Below are 17,046 nucleotides of genomic sequence, written 5' to 3' on the forward strand. Positions count from 1 at the left end.
CAGAGTTGAGAATGCCTCGCGGTTATTCTCTCCCGGGCAGAGCCCGCAGGTTACATTGTCCCGGCAGCTTCACACCCGGAGATTGCTCCCCACGCATGTGCCGGTAGGAAACCGATGGCAGAACATCGGGTTACATCGTTCTGAGAAATGACCTCCTGTGATTTTTCAGAGTGTGTAACAGAAATTTATACGACTTCACGTCGCAAATAACGTTGCGCTCTGGGGCGGCTTGCTCTGGGCACCTTTTGCGCTAAAATGGGAGTGCAGCGACCGCGCAAAAGGTGCACAGAGTAAGCCGTCCCCAGCAGCGCCTGGTTAGCGTGTTGACAGCACGTGCGCCAAAAATGGCAATGAAGCCAACAAGCCAACGGTTAAAGATTGAATGTACTTTCTTCTTGCCTCTGATAAAAGTTGAAGCTGTATCTCATCATTACTAGATTGCACTGAGTGCTTGAGCAAGCTAATCATAAACTTTGGGTTTGCGGCCAAAAAATATTCATTCATAGGGCCTTCACTCCCCAAGTGAAGTTTTTTGGACTTAGTGTACTCAACGAGCGCACGCAGTCTCTTCAGACACAGATAATAGATGGATGCACTAATCATAAGTAAAGAAGCAGCCAACAAAAAGTACATTCAATCTCCAGTCCATCTATTCGGACGCTAACAGTTATATCGTGGTCCCCACGATCGATATCACCTTGAATGATATCCAATGCTGAAATGAACGACAGAATGTCGGCAATCCCCCGTCTCGTCAAGCTTTCCGCGAGATTGGAACCATCGTATTATTTCTGATAATCGGTCGCGACGACTCATATCCCGTTTTTTGTCCTATTACCAAAGGTGCTGATATTTGGGCATTTTTTGACTTTCCCTGAAATGCCCCGGAAATATCGGTCGCAGGGGCCGAAATGTCCGGCCCTGTCTGGTCATTTTCGGGTGTTGGGTGATTTATGATCTATCGGGAGGGTTAAAGAGTAACGCCATATGCCGAACCTCGACGGTGCAGGTCAGCGGCGCGGGCAGGGCGTCGACAAGTCGCCACAGGTTGTCCAGGTACTCGGGCCCGAACGCGCCGGTGGCTGTAGCAGGAACGGGCCCAGCACATCCTCGAGCGGCGCGACGATATCCAGGAAGGCCTGTACTTCGGCCCGGGGCCCCGCCAGCAACTGGTCGTGGTTGATCTGTAGCGCTCCAGCGGGCTGGCGCCGGCGGGCAGCCGGGAAAGTAGGGCTGTGTCATGGTACAGCGATCAAATCCGGTGGAAATCGCCGGCCTGGAGCGCCCGGCGCGTTCTACCGATTTTCCGGTCCGGATCGAATGGAGCCGGATTCAATCGTTGTAAAAACCATGGCTGGCCAGCGAGCTGCGGATACGGCTTACCAGTGCGTTGCTGAGTTGCCGGTAGTCCGGGTAGGGCGTCAGCAGCAGGCGCCGGTCCGGGTCGATGGAGACATCCGGGCTGTTGGCCAGTGGCCGGGCGTTGTGGAGCAGGGCGGTAAAACGCTGCAGATTGTCCTTGCCGCCAATCCAGTGCCAGGACCCGGTATTTACCAGTGCGGGGGCAAAGCAGAGCCCCGTGTACCGGAACAGATCCCCATCCCTGAATCGTCGCCAGCCGTCTGCGTCAGGGCACGCGATCTTGGCCAGCAGCGTGACGATCTTGCGCCAGTGGTTGGAGTTGGCGGCGACCAGCGCCCGGGCGTCGGGCGCATGAACCAGTTGCGCCAAGCCCTTCGGCCGGTGGGGCAGGTAGAGAACCAGTCGCGGACGGCGGCTGCCGAGGTAGTCGGGTTCGGGCATGGCGTTGGATACTTTCTGGTAGGGGGCGGGATACTCAGACTTTTATTTTGCCGAGGTTGCAGTGCCGTCGCAATCCGGGAGCTGGTTATCCGTATCGCGACGTATGCACATAAGCTTCAGTCCTCCCATCGTGAAGCGCATTCTACTGTAGCGATTTTCAACGTGTTCTCTGCGGACGCGTTACCAGGAGAATACCGAACAGGATGATTCCCCCTCCGAGTACAAAGTTCGCCGTCAGCGGTTCGTTCAGCAGTAGCGCCCCGAACAGCACCCCGAGTACCGGCGACAGGAAGGAGAAGACACCGAGCTGCGAGGCCCAGTAGCGCCGCAGCAGGGCGAACCACAGCAGCAGGGCGCCGAAGGAGATCACCAGGGTCTGGAAAGCCAGGCTGGCAACGGCCGTGGTGGAGAAATGGATCGATGCCAGGTCACCCAGCAGCCATCCCGCCGGCAGCAGCAACAGTGCGGCGGTTCCCAGCTGGTAGAGCACGGTCTGCTCGGCGGGCGCCTCGGAAAGGGAAGTGCAGCGGAGCACCAGCGTGCTGGCAGCCCAGGACAGGCCGGCCAGCAGGCCCAGCAGGTCGCCGAACAGGATATCGCCGGCGTCCTCGATACTGGTTGTCGGCGCCATCGCAAACACCATGCCCAGGAAGGCCATGCCGATGCCCCACCACTGGCGGCGCGCCAGTTGTTCGCCGGGCACCAGGAAATGCAGCCCCAGCGCGGCGAATACCGGCGCCGTATAGAGAAACACCGATATATGTGAGGCCAGGGTGTAATTCAACCCCCAGGCGACAAACAGGAATTCGAAGGTAAATCCCAGCCCGACCAGGAATCCCGCCCCCAGCTTTGCGCGCAGGTCGTGCAGGGGGATACCGCGCCAGTACACCAGCGCACCCACCAACCCGAAGGCCATCACCGAGCGCAGTGCTATCTGTGCCAGCGGCGGGACATCTGCGGCCACCGCCTTGATCGCCACCTGTTGCAGGCCCAGCGCCAGGCAGAACAGTGTCATCAGCAGGCCGGCCATGGCGTCGACCGGTTTGCGGCTGTGAGCTGGGGTCACTGTGGGGTTGGGTCGGGATATAGCGGATCTGGAAGAATTCAAGGTGCTCTCCTTAAGTCAGGGCAGGGCATTCAAGCACTTGCCCGGCTGCCCAACAACCGATTAATCTGCAGCCCTAGGCTCAGGAAAACTCAACTCATGAAGATCGAGAGACTGCCGCTCAATGCCCTGCGCGCCTTCTCTGAGGCGGCCCGCAGCGGAAGCTTCAAGGCCGCCGCCCACCGCCTGGGTGTGACGCCGGGCGCTGTCAGCCGCCAGATCAGGCAGTTGGAGGAGCGGCTAGGGGTAACGCTGTTCGAACGCCATGCGAACGGCGTCAGCGTCAATCGGGCCGGGCGACTGCTGGCCGAAGACGTGGACGCCGGCCTGGCCCGGATCGCCAGCGGCGTGCAACTGGTTGCCGAGCGCCCGCGCGAGACCGCCACGCTGGTGATCAGCGCGCCGCCGTCGTTTATGCAGCTATGGCTGCTGCCGCGCCTGAATGCCTTCGAGAAGCGGGAGAACGATATAGAGATTGCCCTGGATGCGGACCAGAAGTTGACCCCGCCGGTTTGGAACGAGGGCAGTGCGAGGTTGTCGCTGCGCTATGGCCGCGGCCCCTGGCGTGGGGTGCGCAGTGTAACCCTGTTCGAGGACCAACTGGTCCCGGTCTGTGCCCCGGGCCTGCTGGCACAGGCGTCGATCCGCAAACCGGCGGACCTGCTCGACCACCACCTCCTTACCGTTGAGTGGAGCTCTCAACAGAGCCGCGAACTCCCCGGCTGGAAGGAATGGTTCGCAGCCGCCGGTGTAACGGACACTCGCGCAATGACACAGCGCCAGCATTCCCTGTACAGCCTGGCCCTCGACCAGGCCATCGCCGGTCGCGGCATCATGCTGGCCACTTATCCGGTGGTGGCCGATCGCCTCGCCACCGGCGTACTGACGCAACCCTTCGGCCCGCGCTACGTGTTGGAATCGCCTTTCACCTACGACCTGATCCTGCCGGCATCCGGTGAAGCGCCAGCGGCGGTGGAACGGTTTGTGGACTGGCTGATCGAGGAAGCTGCGGGCTTTCGGACAGATTGGGAAGGAAATCTGCGGCCTACAGGCGACTGCTGAGGCGCACTACACCGGGGTGCCGCTCTGATGCCCACTCGTGGCACAGGTCTGACAGAAAGCGGGTCAATTCATCTTCCGGAATATCCGGCGGTACGAAAATGCCGGCATTCCGGCGCTTTTCCTCCGGGCCTGTGTAGAAGGTGCGCCAGCCATTTTCTGTCTTTTCTATCAGTACTTCGCGGCCGAAAATGTCGTATTTGAAGGATTTCATCTTCTTTTTCAGGGCGGATCAATACCCGGGACTTAGCGCTGAAGCCCGCCGGAGGCCTGTTTCACTGCGTCCAGAATGAAGTCGCAGCGACGTCCAACATCAATGCGCGGCACCTCGACAGCCCGGTATCCCCAGAGTGTATACCATCGCTTCATACCTTCGAAAACCGTTGACGCTTCCTCGAAAGTCTGGTCCCGTTCAGAGTCTGTACAGTAGATATCTCTCCACGGTGGAAGCAGAAATACCAGCCTGTTGTAGTCAAATTCCCCGACGTAACTGGAGATTGAGGTGCGAGACAATGCAGGGGTCGCATCAAGCATATACAGGGCATCCAGCACCCCGCGATCGTAGAAGACCGGTCCATCGCCCCCTGCGTTGTATCGCCGGTATTGTGCAATATCTTTTCTGAGTATCTCGTTTGCAAAACTGGTGGGCTCCGGGCGGGGAGGGAGTTCCAGGGATAGCCTCGCCCGGATTATCTGCCGTGCCGATTCCGGCACGACACGATAGCCCCGGGCCGCAAGACGGTTCAGAAGCGTTGTTTTTCCCGCGCCGGGGCCGCCGGTCAGTACGTATTTTGAATTCATGGTTGATACCGTATACGAGATCCGCTGCCAGATATCATACCTCTGGTTGGCGGGTTTTGTTCCTGATGCCACAGTTCCGGGACTCAGCTGGAAGATAAGTATCCCTTTGAAATCAGCTGGTCGTGTGTAGATCAGTCGGCAATAGCCCTGCTTCTCATCTGTGTGTGTAACTGGAAGCGGGCCGCGAAGGTACCCGAGGTACTTGCGCAATGGTCTGGTTGCGTATATATTTGCAACCAATCAGTTGCGCATTAAGTGCAGGGCAATGAAACGAGACATCTTCCAGGCAATAGCAGACCCGACACGAAGGGCCATTATGGTGTTGATCGCCTCACAGGCGATGACACCCAATGCGATCGCGGAGCATTTCGAGATCTCGCGGCAGGCGACCTCAAAGCACGTCCGGATACTCAACGAGTGCGGCCTGGTGGAGCAAATGAAGACCGGCCGGGAAATCTACTACCAGCTCAGGCTGGAGAAAATGCAGGAAATTGACATCTGGCTGGAGCAGTTCCGAAAACTGTGGCAAGACCGCTACGAAAATCTCGACAATCTTTTGGCCGACCTCAATGGAGAGAACGATGACAACTGATCTTCAATTCGACTTTCTTGTAGATAAGCAAAAAAACACCATCACGATCAGAAGAGAGTTCGCGGCAAAGCGTGAACTGGTGTGGGACTGCTATACAAAGAGTGAACTCCTCGACCGGTGGTTTGCCCCCAAACCACTGAAGACCAAAACAAAATCCATGGATTTCAGGGAGGGCGGCCACTGGCACTACGCCATGGTTGATCCGGATGGCAATGAGTATTGGGGTATCATGGATTATATAACCATCCAACCAATCGAGAATTATACAGCCCTTGATGGATTCTGCGATGACTCCGGAAGGTTGAATCCGGAACTGCCCAGGGCGAGGTGGGATGTAACCTTCACTGAGGCAGAAGATCACGCTTTCGTGGAAACCCTGGTTGCCTACAATACGTTGGAAGACCTGGAAAGTGTGATCAAGATGGGAATGGAGGAGGGATTGACCTCCACTCTCGAGCGCCTGGATGAGCTCCTCCTGACTCTCCAGAAGCAGTGAGCAACCGTGCGATAAAGTAGCTCCTTATGGAGCTACTTCAGCAATGAGCAATCACCTGTTGACGGGGGCACAGCTACTCTGTTACCGATAACTGCTTCAGTTGGCTATAGCCATCCCCGCTCAATGTATAGTGAACACCGAAAACTCTACCGCTACCATACATGACCCTGGTGTTAAGAATATCGAGATCGCTGTTCTTCAGGAGATCTTCAATAGCCTTGGAACCTGCTTTCAACGCCTCTTCGTCGGGCAGGAACTTTGGCTGGGACATGACGAACACCGTTCTTCCATCCTGGCTACCCGCTATTCTCAGGTCTATGGCGTTGATTCTGATATCCCTTGTGGCTCCTTTCATTTGGGAGCAGTCCTGTTCCAGGTGCAGCGTATTGCATCCTGCTGCTGTGCTGTAAGTGCCAACTGTTTTGTCGTTGTAGACAACGCTGGAAGGAACGCTTACGCAACCGGAAAGCAGTAGGGCGCATGCGGTCAGGGTGTACTTCTTCATTTTTTATTCTCCAGGGTTACAGTACTTCAGGTTATTTTTTCACGTGATATTTTTACCTGGCCGTGGGGTCTTTGAAGCAACTCGTTTATCCTAGCCCACTCCACCCTTTTCCAGATCGCCAGGTTTCGAATCCATTGGTCGCCGCCGAATGAAATCCTTCCACATAGCAGTTGTTGGCAGGTATGGAGCCCTTGAATGCCCAGGCTCCATTGGTGGACTTGCCTTTTGGGGGACCCACGTGTCCGTTATCACCTCCCAGTGTTCCGCTGAGAAAGGCTCCGGATTCGGTCAAATGATTCCACCTGATGCGAACCAGAAAGCAATTTCCGGCAGATTCGATTCCCATCCGTCCTTTGATTCCCGTGGTGCTGTCGTCCCATAGAAAGACATGCAGGTGATGCTCCAGGCGTACCGACCCAGGGGCAAGTTGAAAACCTCGTTGTTCGGCTGTCTGGATTCCGTTCGCGGCAATATCTGCCCTCAGTACATCGAGCCCAAGGTTGTTCTTGTCAATGCAGACATGCGTGTACTCTTTCACGGCTTTCTCCTGAAATTGATTCTGTTCAAAATATTTCGTTTATTGGCTGGTCGGGACAATTGACTCGATGTTGGCAGCCAGGCGCAGACCACTCAATGAGAGGGTGTAGAGGCGGAAAGAAACTCAGCCCACCAGGCAACTCCCCACCTGCTCGCGAACCCAGCGATGTGCACTGTGCCCATGGTTGCGCTCGTGCCACACCATACCCACCGAGAATCCTCTGGAAACGGTGGGCGCCTTGACCAGCTTGAGGTCGGTACGTCCGGCAACCAGGCGCCATGGCACCAGCGCCACCAGGTGCGATTGTGCAACAATTTCCGGGATAAATAAAAACGACGCGACCGATAGCACCACATTGCGCGTATGGCCCAGCGCCTGGAGAGCCTGATCCACCGGAGTCGAAAAGTTGCCGCCGCTGAGTGAGACCACTACATGCTCCAGCCGGGCATATTCCTCGAGTGACATGTTATCGCCCAGCTGCGGGTGACCCTGCCGGCCGACCAGCACATAGTGTTCGTCATACAGGTGCCGGGTGCGCAGGGTAGGGGGAGCCTCAGCCGGTGTCATCAGCGCAAGATCCACCTCGCCGCGCACCATCTGGGTTTCCAGCCTGGGCGGTTCCAGGTTGCGTATGGCTAGCCTGATACCGGGTGCCTGCTGTCTCAGCTTCTGAATAAGTGACAGGCCGATAACGCTCTGGAGATAGTCGGTGCAGGCAATGGTGACAGTCAGCTCCGCCTGCGCCGGGTCAAAGTGCCGATGCGTTACCACCGTGTCCCGCACCTGGTCCAATGCCTGGCGCAATGGCGTCAGCAGCTGCAACGCCATGGCGGTCGGTGTCATTCCACGTTGGGCCGGGACCAGCAGCGGATCATTGAACATGTCCCGTAACCGGTTCAGCTGGGCGCTGACGGCGGGCTGGCTGAGGTGCAGGCGCGCAGCGGCCCTGGTGACATTCCGCTCCTCCAGCAGGGCCTCCAGTGTCGCCAGCAGATTGAGATCGAGTCGCTTGGTATCCATTCGCTGGATAGTAGGGCATAAAACAACTGATTTCACTGATAGCTCGTTCCGCGACACACTACCAGTCGTATCCATCGCACCTGAAGAATCCCACCAAACAGCCCTGTAATAGGATGAAATTATGTCCAGGACCGTACTGATAGTGTATGCACACCCCGAACCCACATCATTGACCCGCCAGTTTGTTGCCGCAACGGAACAGGCGCTCGCGGGGCAGGGCCATACCGTATTGCAGAGCGACCTGTATGGTATGGGCTGGAAAGCCATCTTTGATGAACGGGACTTCCCCAGCCGGGTAAATCGCAAGCGGTTAGCGTATATCGAGGAGTCGGGGCACGCCTACACCACCAACCAGCAAACCGGAGATGTCGCTGCGGAGCAGCGCAAACTGCTCGCGGCCGATGCCGTCATATTGCAGTTTCCCCTCTGGTGGTTTGGTATGCCGGCCATTCTGAAGGGCTGGATAGATCGGGTGTATGCCTACGGCTTCGCGTACGGATACAAAGGCGAGGGCAATCGATACCGCTATGGAGACGGCATCCTCAAAGGCAAGCGCGCCCTGTTGTCGGTAATGGTGGGAGGCCCGGCGACTGACTACTCGCCCCGTGGCATCAACGGCCCACTGGAGGAGTTGTTGTTCCCCATCACCCACGGTGCGTTGTTCTTTCCCGGTATGGAAGTGTTGCCGACCCATGCCGTCTATGGAACCGGCAACCTGCCAGAAGCTGCAGCAGATAAGGAACTGGCAGCCTGGTGTGAGCGTCTCGAACATATATTCGACGAGCCGCCCATTCCCTTCCGACGCCAGAACAGCGGGCAGTACCGGCAGAATATCCTCGCCGATCATATCGCGGAAGGGCAGACGGGGTTGGCCGTTCATATCGACGATTGATGTTGCCCCGGGGTGGCTGAGCCGTTCTGTGGACGATGTGCTGCATCGTGTGGAGGTGCAGCCTGTCCGGTTCGAGTGCTCGCTGTCGGCCAAAAGCCTCAGCCACAATAGGATTCGATACGGCGAACCCGATTGCATTTGACTGAGGTGAACTCGATAACATGGCAGAATCGTTGCTCGCCGCTGGTTCCGTTTACGGCACCGACCTTTCCATGGGACATTACACGGTCAACGGCCACTTCCGCCGGTATATCCAGACGGCCAACCTGGTCAAGAGTGGCTTCGGCGGTAGTGATGGTGCCGCCACTATGATTCCATACCGAATCAGGATCCAGGATCTTCAAAAGGAAATCTGTGTCCCGGGTTTCCAGCGCGACAGCGATATCCTCCACCATCCTGCTCTTGGGCGAGTTACCGCAATCCGAACTGCGTTTTACCTGTGTCATGCGTATGTCTCCACTCGGCTTCAAATGTAATGCGACCACAATGGCAACTTCGGTTATACATGATCATGTCCTCCGCTATACGATGGGGAAAATCCGGCTGGCAGGTTGCTATCAGCGCTCTTTTGGAGGCAATGATTCGACATACGATAAGGCCTGGCCGCTGAGAAGCACTGGAAGAAAATCAGCCTCGTCAGTAAAGTCTGCGGGAAGCCTCTGGCACCGGTAGCCGCCCGAGAGCATGGTATAGCGCTATTTCCAGACATCTGTAGGTCCTCAAACCGTAAGATTTTAAGATCCTGCCAGGGAAACGTGGGAAGAAACTCTCCCGGCAGGTGGAAATCGACTTTTCAAATACCGTAATCACGCTCAACCTTCGCGATCCGGACTCGAAAACCGGAATACCACTGCTGGCGCCCAAGCCTCTGGGCTTCCTGGTGTTCGGCATTGCTTTTCCAGCGCTTTATGGCTTCGAGACTGTCCCAGTAGGAGACGGTGATGCCCAGGCTCTCCCTGACAGACTCGATCCCCAGGAACCCGGGTTGTTGCTCAGCCAGCTCTACCATGCGATTAGCCATCTCCCCATAACCGTGACCGCCTTCCGCAAGGTGACTGCTGAAAATAACCGCGTAATAGGGTGGTTCCGGAGTATCTGCAATTTCTGGCATGGATTTCTCCTGGCGCTTGATAGTTATCTCCAAAGATCTTTCCTGACGGAAAATCGCTTTCATCGAATGGTTCGGCTTGCGGCGAAAGCGGGCCCCAGGGCTGTTCAGTCTGCTGCAGCGAAGTGCGCCATCTGGTCCGCGAGTGCCTTCTCGAAGGCCGGGCGAGCGGTCGCGCGCGAGACATAGTCCCGGCAGGCCGGATATTCTGCCAGTCCGTCGAACCGATCGACAAGGCGCAGCACATCCGCCATCAGTATATCGGCAACGGAGAAGCTGCCGGCCAGCCAGTCGCGATCCGTCAAAACCGAGTCCAGGTGCTGAAGGCGAGACTCTAGGAATTTGTCCAGGCTTTTCCGCCCCGGCGTATCTTCCGTATCACCGGAGAACATGAACAGGGACCAGGGCAGGCTCGCCATCTCGACCGAGTTGAGCGCCGCGAACAGCCATTCGATAGTCTCACTGCGGCGGCGTGGGTCGGTGGGAAGCAGCGTACCATCGCTGCGTTTCCCCAGGTGGAGCAGGATTGCGCCGCTCTCGAAGATTGAAATATCGCCATCGGTCAACCAGGGAACCTGTCCGAAGGGCTGATGCGAGAAATGTTCGGCACCCCGATCGCCAAATGGCACTGCATTCACGCGATAGGGCAGCCCGGCCTCTTCCAGTGCCCAGCGCACTCGTATGTCGCGCACATAGCCCCGCGGTATCTCGGGAACCCAATCAAAGGTGGTGAGGGTCAGGTCAGTCATTTTCCAAGTTCCTTGTTAAAGTTCAATGTCGTTCTCTGGGGAGCCGAAGCGTAGGTAGATCTTTACTGTACCTAGTGGGCCGTGCGCAAAGTTGTGTAACAGTTCGCTGCGCCAAATCGCCCAGATCTGCGTTGAGAAAGCTCGAAATAGAACCACTATTCCAGCGCTTTCTCGCCTTGATCTGGACGTTTTGGCTGTGCTCCTTTGTTACACAACTTTACGCACGGCCCAATAGCGGGGTTTCTGTACGATCAAGTAGGTGTGTAGCTCCGGGTACTGATCATACTCAAGGTGCCTTAAAATACAGCCTAATCCAATGAGCAGTTTAACAAAGCCATTTGTGCCCAAGGTTGAGTAATACAACTCTGGCCCCATATGATCATTTTTATGCTCGTCCTGTTTGTATGTACCACCGAAAGAGAATATTAAAACTCCACCTGGGTTCAGGCTGGAAATCAGTTTTTGTAGCACTCTCTCTTGCTGATCCAGGGGGACATGCCAAATACTATCCCATGCTGTGATGAAGTCATATTCTCCCTGAATTTCCCACTCGCATATATCTTGGTGATGGAAAGTCACTTCGGGATGACAAGCTTTGGATAAATGTATCATCCTCTCGGAAATATCGATGCCCTCCGGCGAAAAACCTTCACTTTGGAGAAGGTCGATAAATCGTCCAGTACAGCCACAGCCAACATCAAGTGCTTTGCCTTTATTCTCTGAAAATGCTATTGCCCGTTTATGCTGATCAATTCCATCTTTTCTATTGAAGGCTTTACGGTCCCATAGATGCGTGATCTGATCGTACGCTTTTCCGGTTTCTTCTGGGTTCATAGTCGCTTATGGTCCGGATGATAAGTATAATTTTCGTGAGAGGACGGTAATTTGATATATTAAGCCGCCCTGTGGCCTCACGCGATTTATCCAACCAATAATAGTCACTGGGCTGGCCGGCAGGGTGTTCTCTGATGTGTCTGTTTACTTTGGGTTTGAAGGGCGGTCTCTCTCAAAGTAAACGATCATCCTGAGATGCCGGTGCTCATCCACTGTCAGCATCTCGTGTTGAAAATTCAAGTGAGACAAGCCTGAGTCGGCGATTGTACAGAGCCCTCGGCTGGGGTTGCCAGTATCCGGCTCCTCCCACCATCTTCGGAAGTCCGGCGAAAGGCTTTTCAATTCATCGATAAGCGCAAGCATGGCGGGGTCCTGCGGAGCGATCGCCAGATCGCGACGGAAGCTCGCCAGCAGCCGCCGTGCATCCTCGCGCCATATCGGCAGGTGTCTTCGCAGAGTTGGATCTGCGAAGACCATGCGCATGAAGTTCCTGTCCTCGCGCTTGCGGCCGGCAAAATCAAAAAGCGTATTAGCCGCCTCGTTCCAGGCAATGATATCCCACCGTAAATTCTTGACATACGCCGGTCGCAGTTGCAGGTCGTCCATAAGTTGCTGAATCAATGGTGTCACCGACGCCCACTGATGGGCTTCCGGCGGTGGTGGCCTTTGATGCGCTAGCAGGAATAGGTGGCAGCACTCGGCATCATCGAGCTTGAGCGCCTTTGCAACGTTGAGCAGAAACGCTTCTGAAACGCCGATATCGCGCCCCTGTTCGAACCACGTGTACCAGGTTAAGCCCACCCCTGCCAGGGCAGCCACTTCTTCACGCCTGAGTCCCGGTGTCCGTCGACGTCTTGTAGCAGGCAAACCAACATCGGCGGGTTGGAGTTTGTGCCTGTGTTGGAGCAGGAACTGCGAGAGATCGTTGCGCTTGCGTTCAAGTGTGCCAGCCATCAGACCATTACCAATAATAATAGGATAAGCAGCTATATTGTACTAGCATAATGCTCATTCGAGAATATCGCTTCCAGTCTCGAGGAGGAGGCGATATGAACACCACCAGCGACCCGTTAACCGCTGATCACGCGACGACTTCTGTCACTCGCGTCCCCAAGCCGCTCGCCGGTGCCAGAGAATGGGCCGGCCTGGCAGTTCTGGCACTGCCCACCATACTGCTCGGCCTCGATGTCACCCTGATGTACCTTGCGCTTCCCGCGCTGGCGTCGGATCTGCAGCCCAGCAGTACACAGGCGCTCTGGATCATGGACGCCTACGGATTCATGATCGCCGGATTCCTGATCACCATGGGCACGTTGGGCGATCGCGTTGGTCGCCGGCGACTACTGATGATCGGCGCTGTCGCCTTTGGTGCAGCTTCGGTGCTGGCCGCCTATTCCACCAGTGCTGCGATGCTGATTGCCGCGCGTGCGGCATTGGGGGTCGCCGGCGCCACCCTCATGCCATCCACGCTCGCCCTCATCAGCAACATGTTCGCCGATGCCCGACAGCGGGCGCTGGCAATCGGTGTTTGGGCAACGATGTTTGCGCTGGGCATGGCCGCTGGGCCGGTGGTCGGCGGAGTACTGCTGGAGCATTTCTGGTGGGGCTCAGCATTCCTGGTGGCGGTGCCGGTCGTCGCTATCCTGCTAGTAGCCGCGCCGGTACTGTTACCGGAATATCGTGCACCACAGAGCGGTCAGCTTGATCTGTTCAGCGTCGTACTCTCTCTCGCCGCCACTCTCCCCGCAATATACGGGCTAAAGGAAAGTGCCAAGGATGGTCTCGGCACTGAACCAATCGCCGCGCTGGTGGCCGGGATGGTCTTTGCTGTGTGGTTTGTCCACCGCCAGCGATGCCTCGCGAATCCACTTTTGGATATGCGATTGTTTACAAATAGGGCATTCAGCGCCGCGCTGTTAATTCTGCTATTTGGACTCGTTGGCGTCGGCGGGGCAATGTTGCTGGTTACCCAATACCTGCAATTGGTAGCGGGGTTATCGCCTCTGGCAGCAGGGCTTTTCATGGGGCCGCCAGCATTGGCGATGCTCGTGGGGGGTATCGCATCGCCGCTGATCTCGCGCCGTATCCGTCCGAGCTTCGTTGTGGCGGGTGCCTTGGCGCTCTCAGCGACAGGTTATTTTCTGCTCGCACAACTAGACAGCTCAGGCGGCATCACTTTACTCGTTGCAGGTTTTTCATTGGTCTATCTTGGCCTGGGGACTATCGCCGCGCTGGGGACTGATCTCGTAGTCAGTGCAGCGCCGGCACCAAAAGCTGGCTCGGCTTCTGCGATGTCCGAGATGGTTCAGGAACTTGGCATCGCTATGGGCGTTGCGATACTCGGGAGCCTCACCACAGCCCTCTATCATTACCGCATAGCCGACCAGATTCCGGGCCACCTGCCCAACGAACTTTCGCGAGGTGTCAGTGACAGCCTTTGGGCGGCATCTGAGATAGCGAACCAGTTGCCGGATGGCTTGTTGGTAGAGGCCAGAGCTGCGTTTACTTTCGGTTTTAGCATCGCAAACCTGGCAAGCGCGGCTGTAGCGATAATCCTGGCCATCCTATCGACTGTCGCTCTGAGGTATATCGGAGTCATCGGAATCGATGCCCATGACTGCAGCGCACGTGACGTCGATTGATTGATACCCAACGTTACGCCCAAAGTAAGTCGTTCCTTGGAGTGCCTGGTGTCCCGACTGGTTAATTCACATCATGGACTTTCTTGGTTCGATTGACGGGATTGATAGTGATCTCAGCGCGTTTTGTCTGCTGGAATGATTTCTCTGTTTCCTGGTTGTGAGCCTTAATGTATCGGTGTATCTCTTCGCGTAGATTTTCTACGCTTGTGAATAAACCCTCTGTACAGGCACGGCGTTCCAATTGCCCAAACCAGCCCTCCACAGCGTTAAGCCATGAGGCACTAGTGGGTGTGAAGTGAAAATTGAAGCGAGGATGTTTTTCCAACGAGAGCCTGTATTTGCGTCTTCTCATCAACCGATAACACCATCGCGTTGTCCGGTGGATCCATATACAAGCCAACGATATCCACAACCCTTTCGGAAAATTGAGGATCGTTGCTGATTTTAAATGTCTTGATTCTATGGGACTTGAGATCAGCGCTCTTTTGGCGGCAATGATTCGACATACGATAAGGCATGGTCGATCCAGCGCCTCAGAGAGCGCTGCGTGCGCACGGAGTCGGCATCTACATAGACCCAGCCTCGATACTCGTGCCCTCGCATTACGACCGTGCGACAACCGTTCTGAGCCGTCATCTTTTCATGAAGTTCGGGGTTGATGCGACACATGATACGTTCAGGTCGGCATCCAATACACAAGTTGCCATTGACGAGGAAGCCCATGCTGCCGAACATTCGTCGCTCTGTAACATTGGGAACTGGAGCGAATGCTTTCCTGACGCGGTTTAAAAGTTCCTCTTCGTCACTCATCTTTTTCTTTCAACGTGCTTTTTAAAATTGTCCAGGATGCTGAGCCAGCCCTGCCTCTGCTGCTCTGCTGAGTTTTCGTCTTCAGCTTCAAAAGTCTCTGTAACCCTGACTCCATTTTCAGTTTCCATAAATTCGACTTTCACTTCCCTGTCGTCCTCCAGCTTGAAATGGATACTTTTTCGGGGGCTGACCTTGGTGAATTTTCCCTCAAAATCGAATCCGACAGATCCATCCTTGGCTTCCATTCGATAGCTAAAATGGCCGCCTTCTTCAAGGTTTATCTCTGCCCTGGGGCAACACCAGTCTGCAACTGCAAAGTTCCACTTGGTGATATCTTCAGGGGTCACCCAGGCATCCCAAACCCTGTCCAGGGGTGCTTCTATTTCTGTGTCTATTGAAATTTTCATATTAGCCAATATTTTTTGCTTAAATTTTGATCGAATTAACTCTGATACTGTCTCAGAAAGTTATCGAATGGAGGCAATGAGAATCGACACCATCGATCATATCCAATCTGGATAATGCTGCCGTAGTCGGCACATTTCCAGGAGATCCCGCCGTATGCATTGGCTGCGAGCCGGCCGGTCAGCTTTCGGGATCATAGTGGAATTCACGAAGCTCCTGCGGACAGCGGCAGGCTTCGGCGATCTTTGCGGCCCACTGGATAGCGGCTTCGCGTGATGGGAGTTCCAGTACGCAGAAACCGCCATCGAGCTCCTTGGTCTGCGGATAGGTATCGTTGGTGGTGGTGCCATCGGCAGCAACCATCAGCGGTTCGACATCTGCGTTGATACCACCGCCGAACACGTAGACGCCGGCATTCTTCGCCTCGCGTATGACTGCATGCGAATCTTCGCTGGCAGCGGCGTAGTCCTGGTCGGGGATGTCCATTGCCGGTGCGGGGAAGGAGATGAGGTATTTTGTCATTGATCGATCATCCGGATGAGGTCAGTGTTGGTAATGAAATATATGGTTTTTCCGGGCAATATAATGAAGTTATCTTCAGTTAACGATGAGAAGTGGATTTTATCGAGTTGCGGTGTCAAACAGGCTGCTTGACATCACAGTCGCTTTTTATGCGATTTACTTGAAACACTTAAAATTACCTGCTCTTGCATACCTTCATGGGTCAGCTTAACTTCGCCGCCAGTGAGTGAAGCTAACCATTCCAGGAAGAATACCAGATGATTGTACGCATTTTCGTTTTGGACATCATACGGCGAAACATCTAACTCAATTTCTGATTCTATGAAGAAATGACAGTTTAGCTGTATATTTTCGGACAGCCAGATATACAAGGTAGTGGGATTAGTTTTCTGTAAACCTTTAATTGATTTGAGGTTGTAGGGAAGCTCCCTTTTGTCATCACCGTGAGAAAACTCAATTTTTTACTCCGATCGATTTACTCCCGCTACAAATAGATTCCAAACAGCTGGATCTATATCTTCTACATAGATATCGCGCAGAAAGCCATCTGCTTCGAATTCAGATTTAATTTCATTCCATTGCTTCATAGTGGTTTCGCATAAAGTAGGCCGTATAGTGCAGCACTTTTTTACATTTTTGATTGCACATAACTTGGAACATCTAGGGCAGCGCCACCAGTAAAATAGTGATTATCCAGGGTGTAAGCCATCTTTTCTAATGGTGCAGAATCATAGCCATGAACTTGAATTTCATTTATGTAACGGCTAATGAAGTCTGCTGGCCCAAGAAAATCCCATTGAGATACATGAACAAGCTCATGAAAGTGCAACTGTAGATTGTTGGCCTGATTTCTATCTACATAATAAGTATCTTTATAAGTTATCCCATTTATGGGGCGGTCAATAAAATCACCAAGGCCCATTTCACGAAGCTCTGGGAAGTTAGGTTTTGGGATGTCGTCTACGACCACAAAATACGAATCTTGCAGGAACTGCGACGGGTAAAAACCAGCGAATGCCGACTCTAAAACCGAGCACGAACTCCGTTGAGATTGGTACTTTTGATTTGTATCGTCAATCCATTCTTCGATACGGTTTATCACGGGTTCTCCAGAAAAATGTAACGAGGCTGTAGAAAAACTGTTTCTCGAAAACGGCTCTTCCAG

The 17,046-nt window shown here is 54.7% G+C and carries 21 protein-coding genes and 1 pseudogene; 5 read left to right on the plus strand and 17 right to left on the minus strand.

Annotated features, from left to right (window positions below; genetic code table 11):
- Positions 1–1,332 precede the first annotated feature (1,332 nt).
- Entirely contained in the window at positions 1,333–1,803 is a 471-nt protein-coding gene (locus OQE62_RS18485) for a DUF6942 family protein (RefSeq protein WP_265723527.1), read from the minus strand.
- Positions 1,804–1,960: 157 nt separating this feature from the next.
- Positions 1,961–2,911 carry a DMT family transporter gene (locus tag OQE62_RS18490; protein ID WP_265723528.1) on the minus strand — a complete coding sequence of 317 codons (951 nt, stop codon included), beginning with the start codon at positions 2,909–2,911 and terminating at the stop codon, positions 1,961–1,963.
- A 96-nt stretch (positions 2,912–3,007) separates the two neighbouring features.
- On the opposite strand from OQE62_RS18490, the gene OQE62_RS18495 reads away from it, so the two are divergent.
- Complete coding sequence (locus tag OQE62_RS18495) at positions 3,008–3,970, plus strand: LysR substrate-binding domain-containing protein (protein ID WP_265723529.1); 963 nt, start codon at positions 3,008–3,010, stop codon at positions 3,968–3,970.
- On the opposite strand, the gene OQE62_RS18500 is transcribed toward OQE62_RS18495, so the two are convergent.
- The gene (locus OQE62_RS18500) at positions 3,954–4,181 is read right to left on the minus strand and encodes a DUF7661 family protein (protein WP_265723530.1); all 228 of its coding nucleotides are present in this window, start codon (positions 4,179–4,181) and stop codon (positions 3,954–3,956) included. The genes OQE62_RS18495 and OQE62_RS18500 overlap by 17 nt on opposite strands.
- Positions 4,182–4,213: 32 nt before the next feature.
- Complete coding sequence (locus OQE62_RS18505; RefSeq protein WP_265723531.1) at positions 4,214–4,978, minus strand: AAA family ATPase; 765 nt, start codon at positions 4,976–4,978, stop codon at positions 4,214–4,216.
- 55 nt (positions 4,979–5,033) lie between these two features.
- Here OQE62_RS18505 and OQE62_RS18510 point away from each other — a divergent pair, with 55 nt between their 5' ends.
- Positions 5,034–5,360 carry an ArsR/SmtB family transcription factor gene (locus OQE62_RS18510; protein WP_265723532.1) on the plus strand — a complete coding sequence of 109 codons (327 nt, stop codon included), beginning with the start codon at positions 5,034–5,036 and terminating at the stop codon, positions 5,358–5,360.
- Positions 5,350–5,856: an SRPBCC family protein gene (locus OQE62_RS18515; RefSeq protein WP_265723533.1), complete on the plus strand. Its 507-nt coding sequence runs from the start codon at positions 5,350–5,352 to the stop codon at positions 5,854–5,856. The genes OQE62_RS18510 and OQE62_RS18515 overlap by 11 nt, the downstream gene beginning before the upstream one ends.
- A gap of 73 nt (positions 5,857–5,929) precedes the next feature.
- Here OQE62_RS18515 and OQE62_RS18520 read toward each other — a convergent pair whose 3' ends face one another.
- The 3 genes from OQE62_RS18520 to OQE62_RS18530 all read right to left on the minus strand — a co-directional run bounded on the left by OQE62_RS18520 (position 5,930) and on the right by OQE62_RS18530 (position 7,919).
- Positions 5,930–6,361 carry a hypothetical protein gene (locus OQE62_RS18520; RefSeq protein WP_265723534.1) on the minus strand — a complete coding sequence of 144 codons (432 nt, stop codon included), beginning with the start codon at positions 6,359–6,361 and terminating at the stop codon, positions 5,930–5,932.
- A gap of 85 nt (positions 6,362–6,446) precedes the next feature.
- The gene (locus OQE62_RS18525; protein ID WP_265723535.1) at positions 6,447–6,899 is read right to left on the minus strand and encodes a hypothetical protein; all 453 of its coding nucleotides are present in this window, start codon (positions 6,897–6,899) and stop codon (positions 6,447–6,449) included.
- Between the two features lie 123 nt (positions 6,900–7,022).
- Complete coding sequence (locus OQE62_RS18530) at positions 7,023–7,919, minus strand: LysR family transcriptional regulator (RefSeq protein WP_265723536.1); 897 nt, start codon at positions 7,917–7,919, stop codon at positions 7,023–7,025.
- 121 nt (positions 7,920–8,040) lie between these two features.
- Between OQE62_RS18530 and OQE62_RS18535 the strand changes: the two genes are divergently transcribed.
- The gene (locus tag OQE62_RS18535) at positions 8,041–8,811 is read left to right on the plus strand and encodes an NAD(P)H-dependent oxidoreductase (RefSeq protein WP_265723537.1); all 771 of its coding nucleotides are present in this window, start codon (positions 8,041–8,043) and stop codon (positions 8,809–8,811) included.
- A gap of 98 nt (positions 8,812–8,909) precedes the next feature.
- On the opposite strand, the gene OQE62_RS18540 is transcribed toward OQE62_RS18535, so the two are convergent.
- From OQE62_RS18540 to OQE62_RS18560, 5 genes are all read right to left on the minus strand, one after another.
- Complete coding sequence (locus tag OQE62_RS18540; protein WP_265723538.1) at positions 8,910–9,257, minus strand: nuclear transport factor 2-like protein; 348 nt, start codon at positions 9,255–9,257, stop codon at positions 8,910–8,912.
- 347 nt (positions 9,258–9,604) lie between these two features.
- A complete protein-coding gene (locus OQE62_RS18545) occupies positions 9,605–9,985 on the minus strand; it encodes an antibiotic biosynthesis monooxygenase family protein (RefSeq protein ID WP_265723539.1) in 381 nt (126 codons plus the stop codon).
- 41 nt (positions 9,986–10,026) lie between these two features.
- On the minus strand, positions 10,027–10,668 hold the full coding sequence (locus OQE62_RS18550; RefSeq protein WP_265723540.1) for a glutathione S-transferase family protein: 642 nt from the start codon (positions 10,666–10,668) through the stop codon (positions 10,027–10,029).
- A gap of 207 nt (positions 10,669–10,875) precedes the next feature.
- On the minus strand, positions 10,876–11,502 hold the full coding sequence (locus OQE62_RS18555) for a class I SAM-dependent methyltransferase (protein WP_265723541.1): 627 nt from the start codon (positions 11,500–11,502) through the stop codon (positions 10,876–10,878).
- Between the two features lie 144 nt (positions 11,503–11,646).
- Positions 11,647–12,456 (minus strand): helix-turn-helix transcriptional regulator, encoded by an 810-nt coding sequence (locus tag OQE62_RS18560; protein WP_265723542.1) that lies wholly within the window; start codon positions 12,454–12,456, stop codon positions 11,647–11,649.
- A gap of 95 nt (positions 12,457–12,551) precedes the next feature.
- Between OQE62_RS18560 and OQE62_RS18565 the strand changes: the two genes are divergently transcribed.
- Complete coding sequence (locus tag OQE62_RS18565) at positions 12,552–14,144, plus strand: MFS transporter (RefSeq protein WP_265723543.1); 1,593 nt, start codon at positions 12,552–12,554, stop codon at positions 14,142–14,144.
- Between the two features lie 61 nt (positions 14,145–14,205).
- On the opposite strand, the pseudogene OQE62_RS18570 reads toward OQE62_RS18565, so the two are convergent.
- From OQE62_RS18570 to OQE62_RS18590, 5 genes and pseudogenes are all read right to left on the minus strand, one after another.
- A pseudogene (locus OQE62_RS18570) lies at positions 14,206–14,617 on the minus strand (transposase); the annotation flags it as partial.
- 1 nt (position 14,618) lies between these two features.
- The gene (locus OQE62_RS18575) at positions 14,619–14,954 is read right to left on the minus strand and encodes a TfoX/Sxy family protein (protein WP_265723544.1); all 336 of its coding nucleotides are present in this window, start codon (positions 14,952–14,954) and stop codon (positions 14,619–14,621) included.
- Complete coding sequence (locus tag OQE62_RS18580; protein WP_265723547.1) at positions 14,951–15,361, minus strand: SRPBCC family protein; 411 nt, start codon at positions 15,359–15,361, stop codon at positions 14,951–14,953. Before OQE62_RS18580 ends, OQE62_RS18575 begins: the two co-directional genes overlap by 4 nt.
- A gap of 178 nt (positions 15,362–15,539) precedes the next feature.
- Positions 15,540–15,881, minus strand: coding sequence for a YciI family protein (locus OQE62_RS18585; protein ID WP_265723545.1), 342 nt, complete (start codon positions 15,879–15,881; stop codon positions 15,540–15,542).
- Positions 15,882–16,509: 628 nt separating this feature from the next.
- Positions 16,510–17,046, minus strand: a 537-nt coding sequence (locus OQE62_RS18590; RefSeq protein WP_265723546.1) for a hypothetical protein, incomplete at its 5' end; no start/stop codon positions are given.

The sequence above is a fragment of the Microbulbifer halophilus genome, assembly GCF_026183675.1.
Taxonomy (GTDB): Bacteria; Pseudomonadota; Gammaproteobacteria; order Pseudomonadales; family Cellvibrionaceae; genus Microbulbifer; species Microbulbifer halophilus.

Coding starts and splice junctions, on each gene's coding strand:
- OQE62_RS18485 (WP_265723527.1), bottom strand. CDS start 1,803: ATGCCCGAACCCGACTACCTCGGCAGCCGCCGTCCGCGACTGGTTCTC.
- OQE62_RS18495 (WP_265723529.1), top strand. CDS start 3,008: ATGAAGATCGAGAGACTGCCGCTCAATGCCCTGCGCGCCTTCTCTGAG.
- OQE62_RS18500 (WP_265723530.1), bottom strand. CDS start 4,181: ATGAAATCCTTCAAATACGACATTTTCGGCCGCGAAGTACTGATAGAA.
- OQE62_RS18510 (WP_265723532.1), top strand. CDS start 5,034: ATGAAACGAGACATCTTCCAGGCAATAGCAGACCCGACACGAAGGGCC.
- OQE62_RS18515 (WP_265723533.1), top strand. CDS start 5,350: ATGACAACTGATCTTCAATTCGACTTTCTTGTAGATAAGCAAAAAAAC.
- OQE62_RS18520 (WP_265723534.1), bottom strand. CDS start 6,361: ATGAAGAAGTACACCCTGACCGCATGCGCCCTACTGCTTTCCGGTTGC.
- OQE62_RS18530 (WP_265723536.1), bottom strand. CDS start 7,919: ATGGATACCAAGCGACTCGATCTCAATCTGCTGGCGACACTGGAGGCC.
- OQE62_RS18535 (WP_265723537.1), top strand. CDS start 8,041: ATGTCCAGGACCGTACTGATAGTGTATGCACACCCCGAACCCACATCA.
- OQE62_RS18540 (WP_265723538.1), bottom strand. CDS start 9,257: ATGACACAGGTAAAACGCAGTTCGGATTGCGGTAACTCGCCCAAGAGC.
- OQE62_RS18545 (WP_265723539.1), bottom strand. CDS start 9,985: ATGAAAGCGATTTTCCGTCAGGAAAGATCTTTGGAGATAACTATCAAG.
- OQE62_RS18550 (WP_265723540.1), bottom strand. CDS start 10,668: ATGACTGACCTGACCCTCACCACCTTTGATTGGGTTCCCGAGATACCG.
- OQE62_RS18555 (WP_265723541.1), bottom strand. CDS start 11,502: ATGAACCCAGAAGAAACCGGAAAAGCGTACGATCAGATCACGCATCTA.
- OQE62_RS18560 (WP_265723542.1), bottom strand. CDS start 12,456: ATGGCTGGCACACTTGAACGCAAGCGCAACGATCTCTCGCAGTTCCTG.
- OQE62_RS18565 (WP_265723543.1), top strand. CDS start 12,552: ATGAACACCACCAGCGACCCGTTAACCGCTGATCACGCGACGACTTCT.
- OQE62_RS18575 (WP_265723544.1), bottom strand. CDS start 14,954: ATGAGTGACGAAGAGGAACTTTTAAACCGCGTCAGGAAAGCATTCGCT.
- OQE62_RS18580 (WP_265723547.1), bottom strand. CDS start 15,361: ATGAAAATTTCAATAGACACAGAAATAGAAGCACCCCTGGACAGGGTT.
- OQE62_RS18585 (WP_265723545.1), bottom strand. CDS start 15,881: ATGACAAAATACCTCATCTCCTTCCCCGCACCGGCAATGGACATCCCC.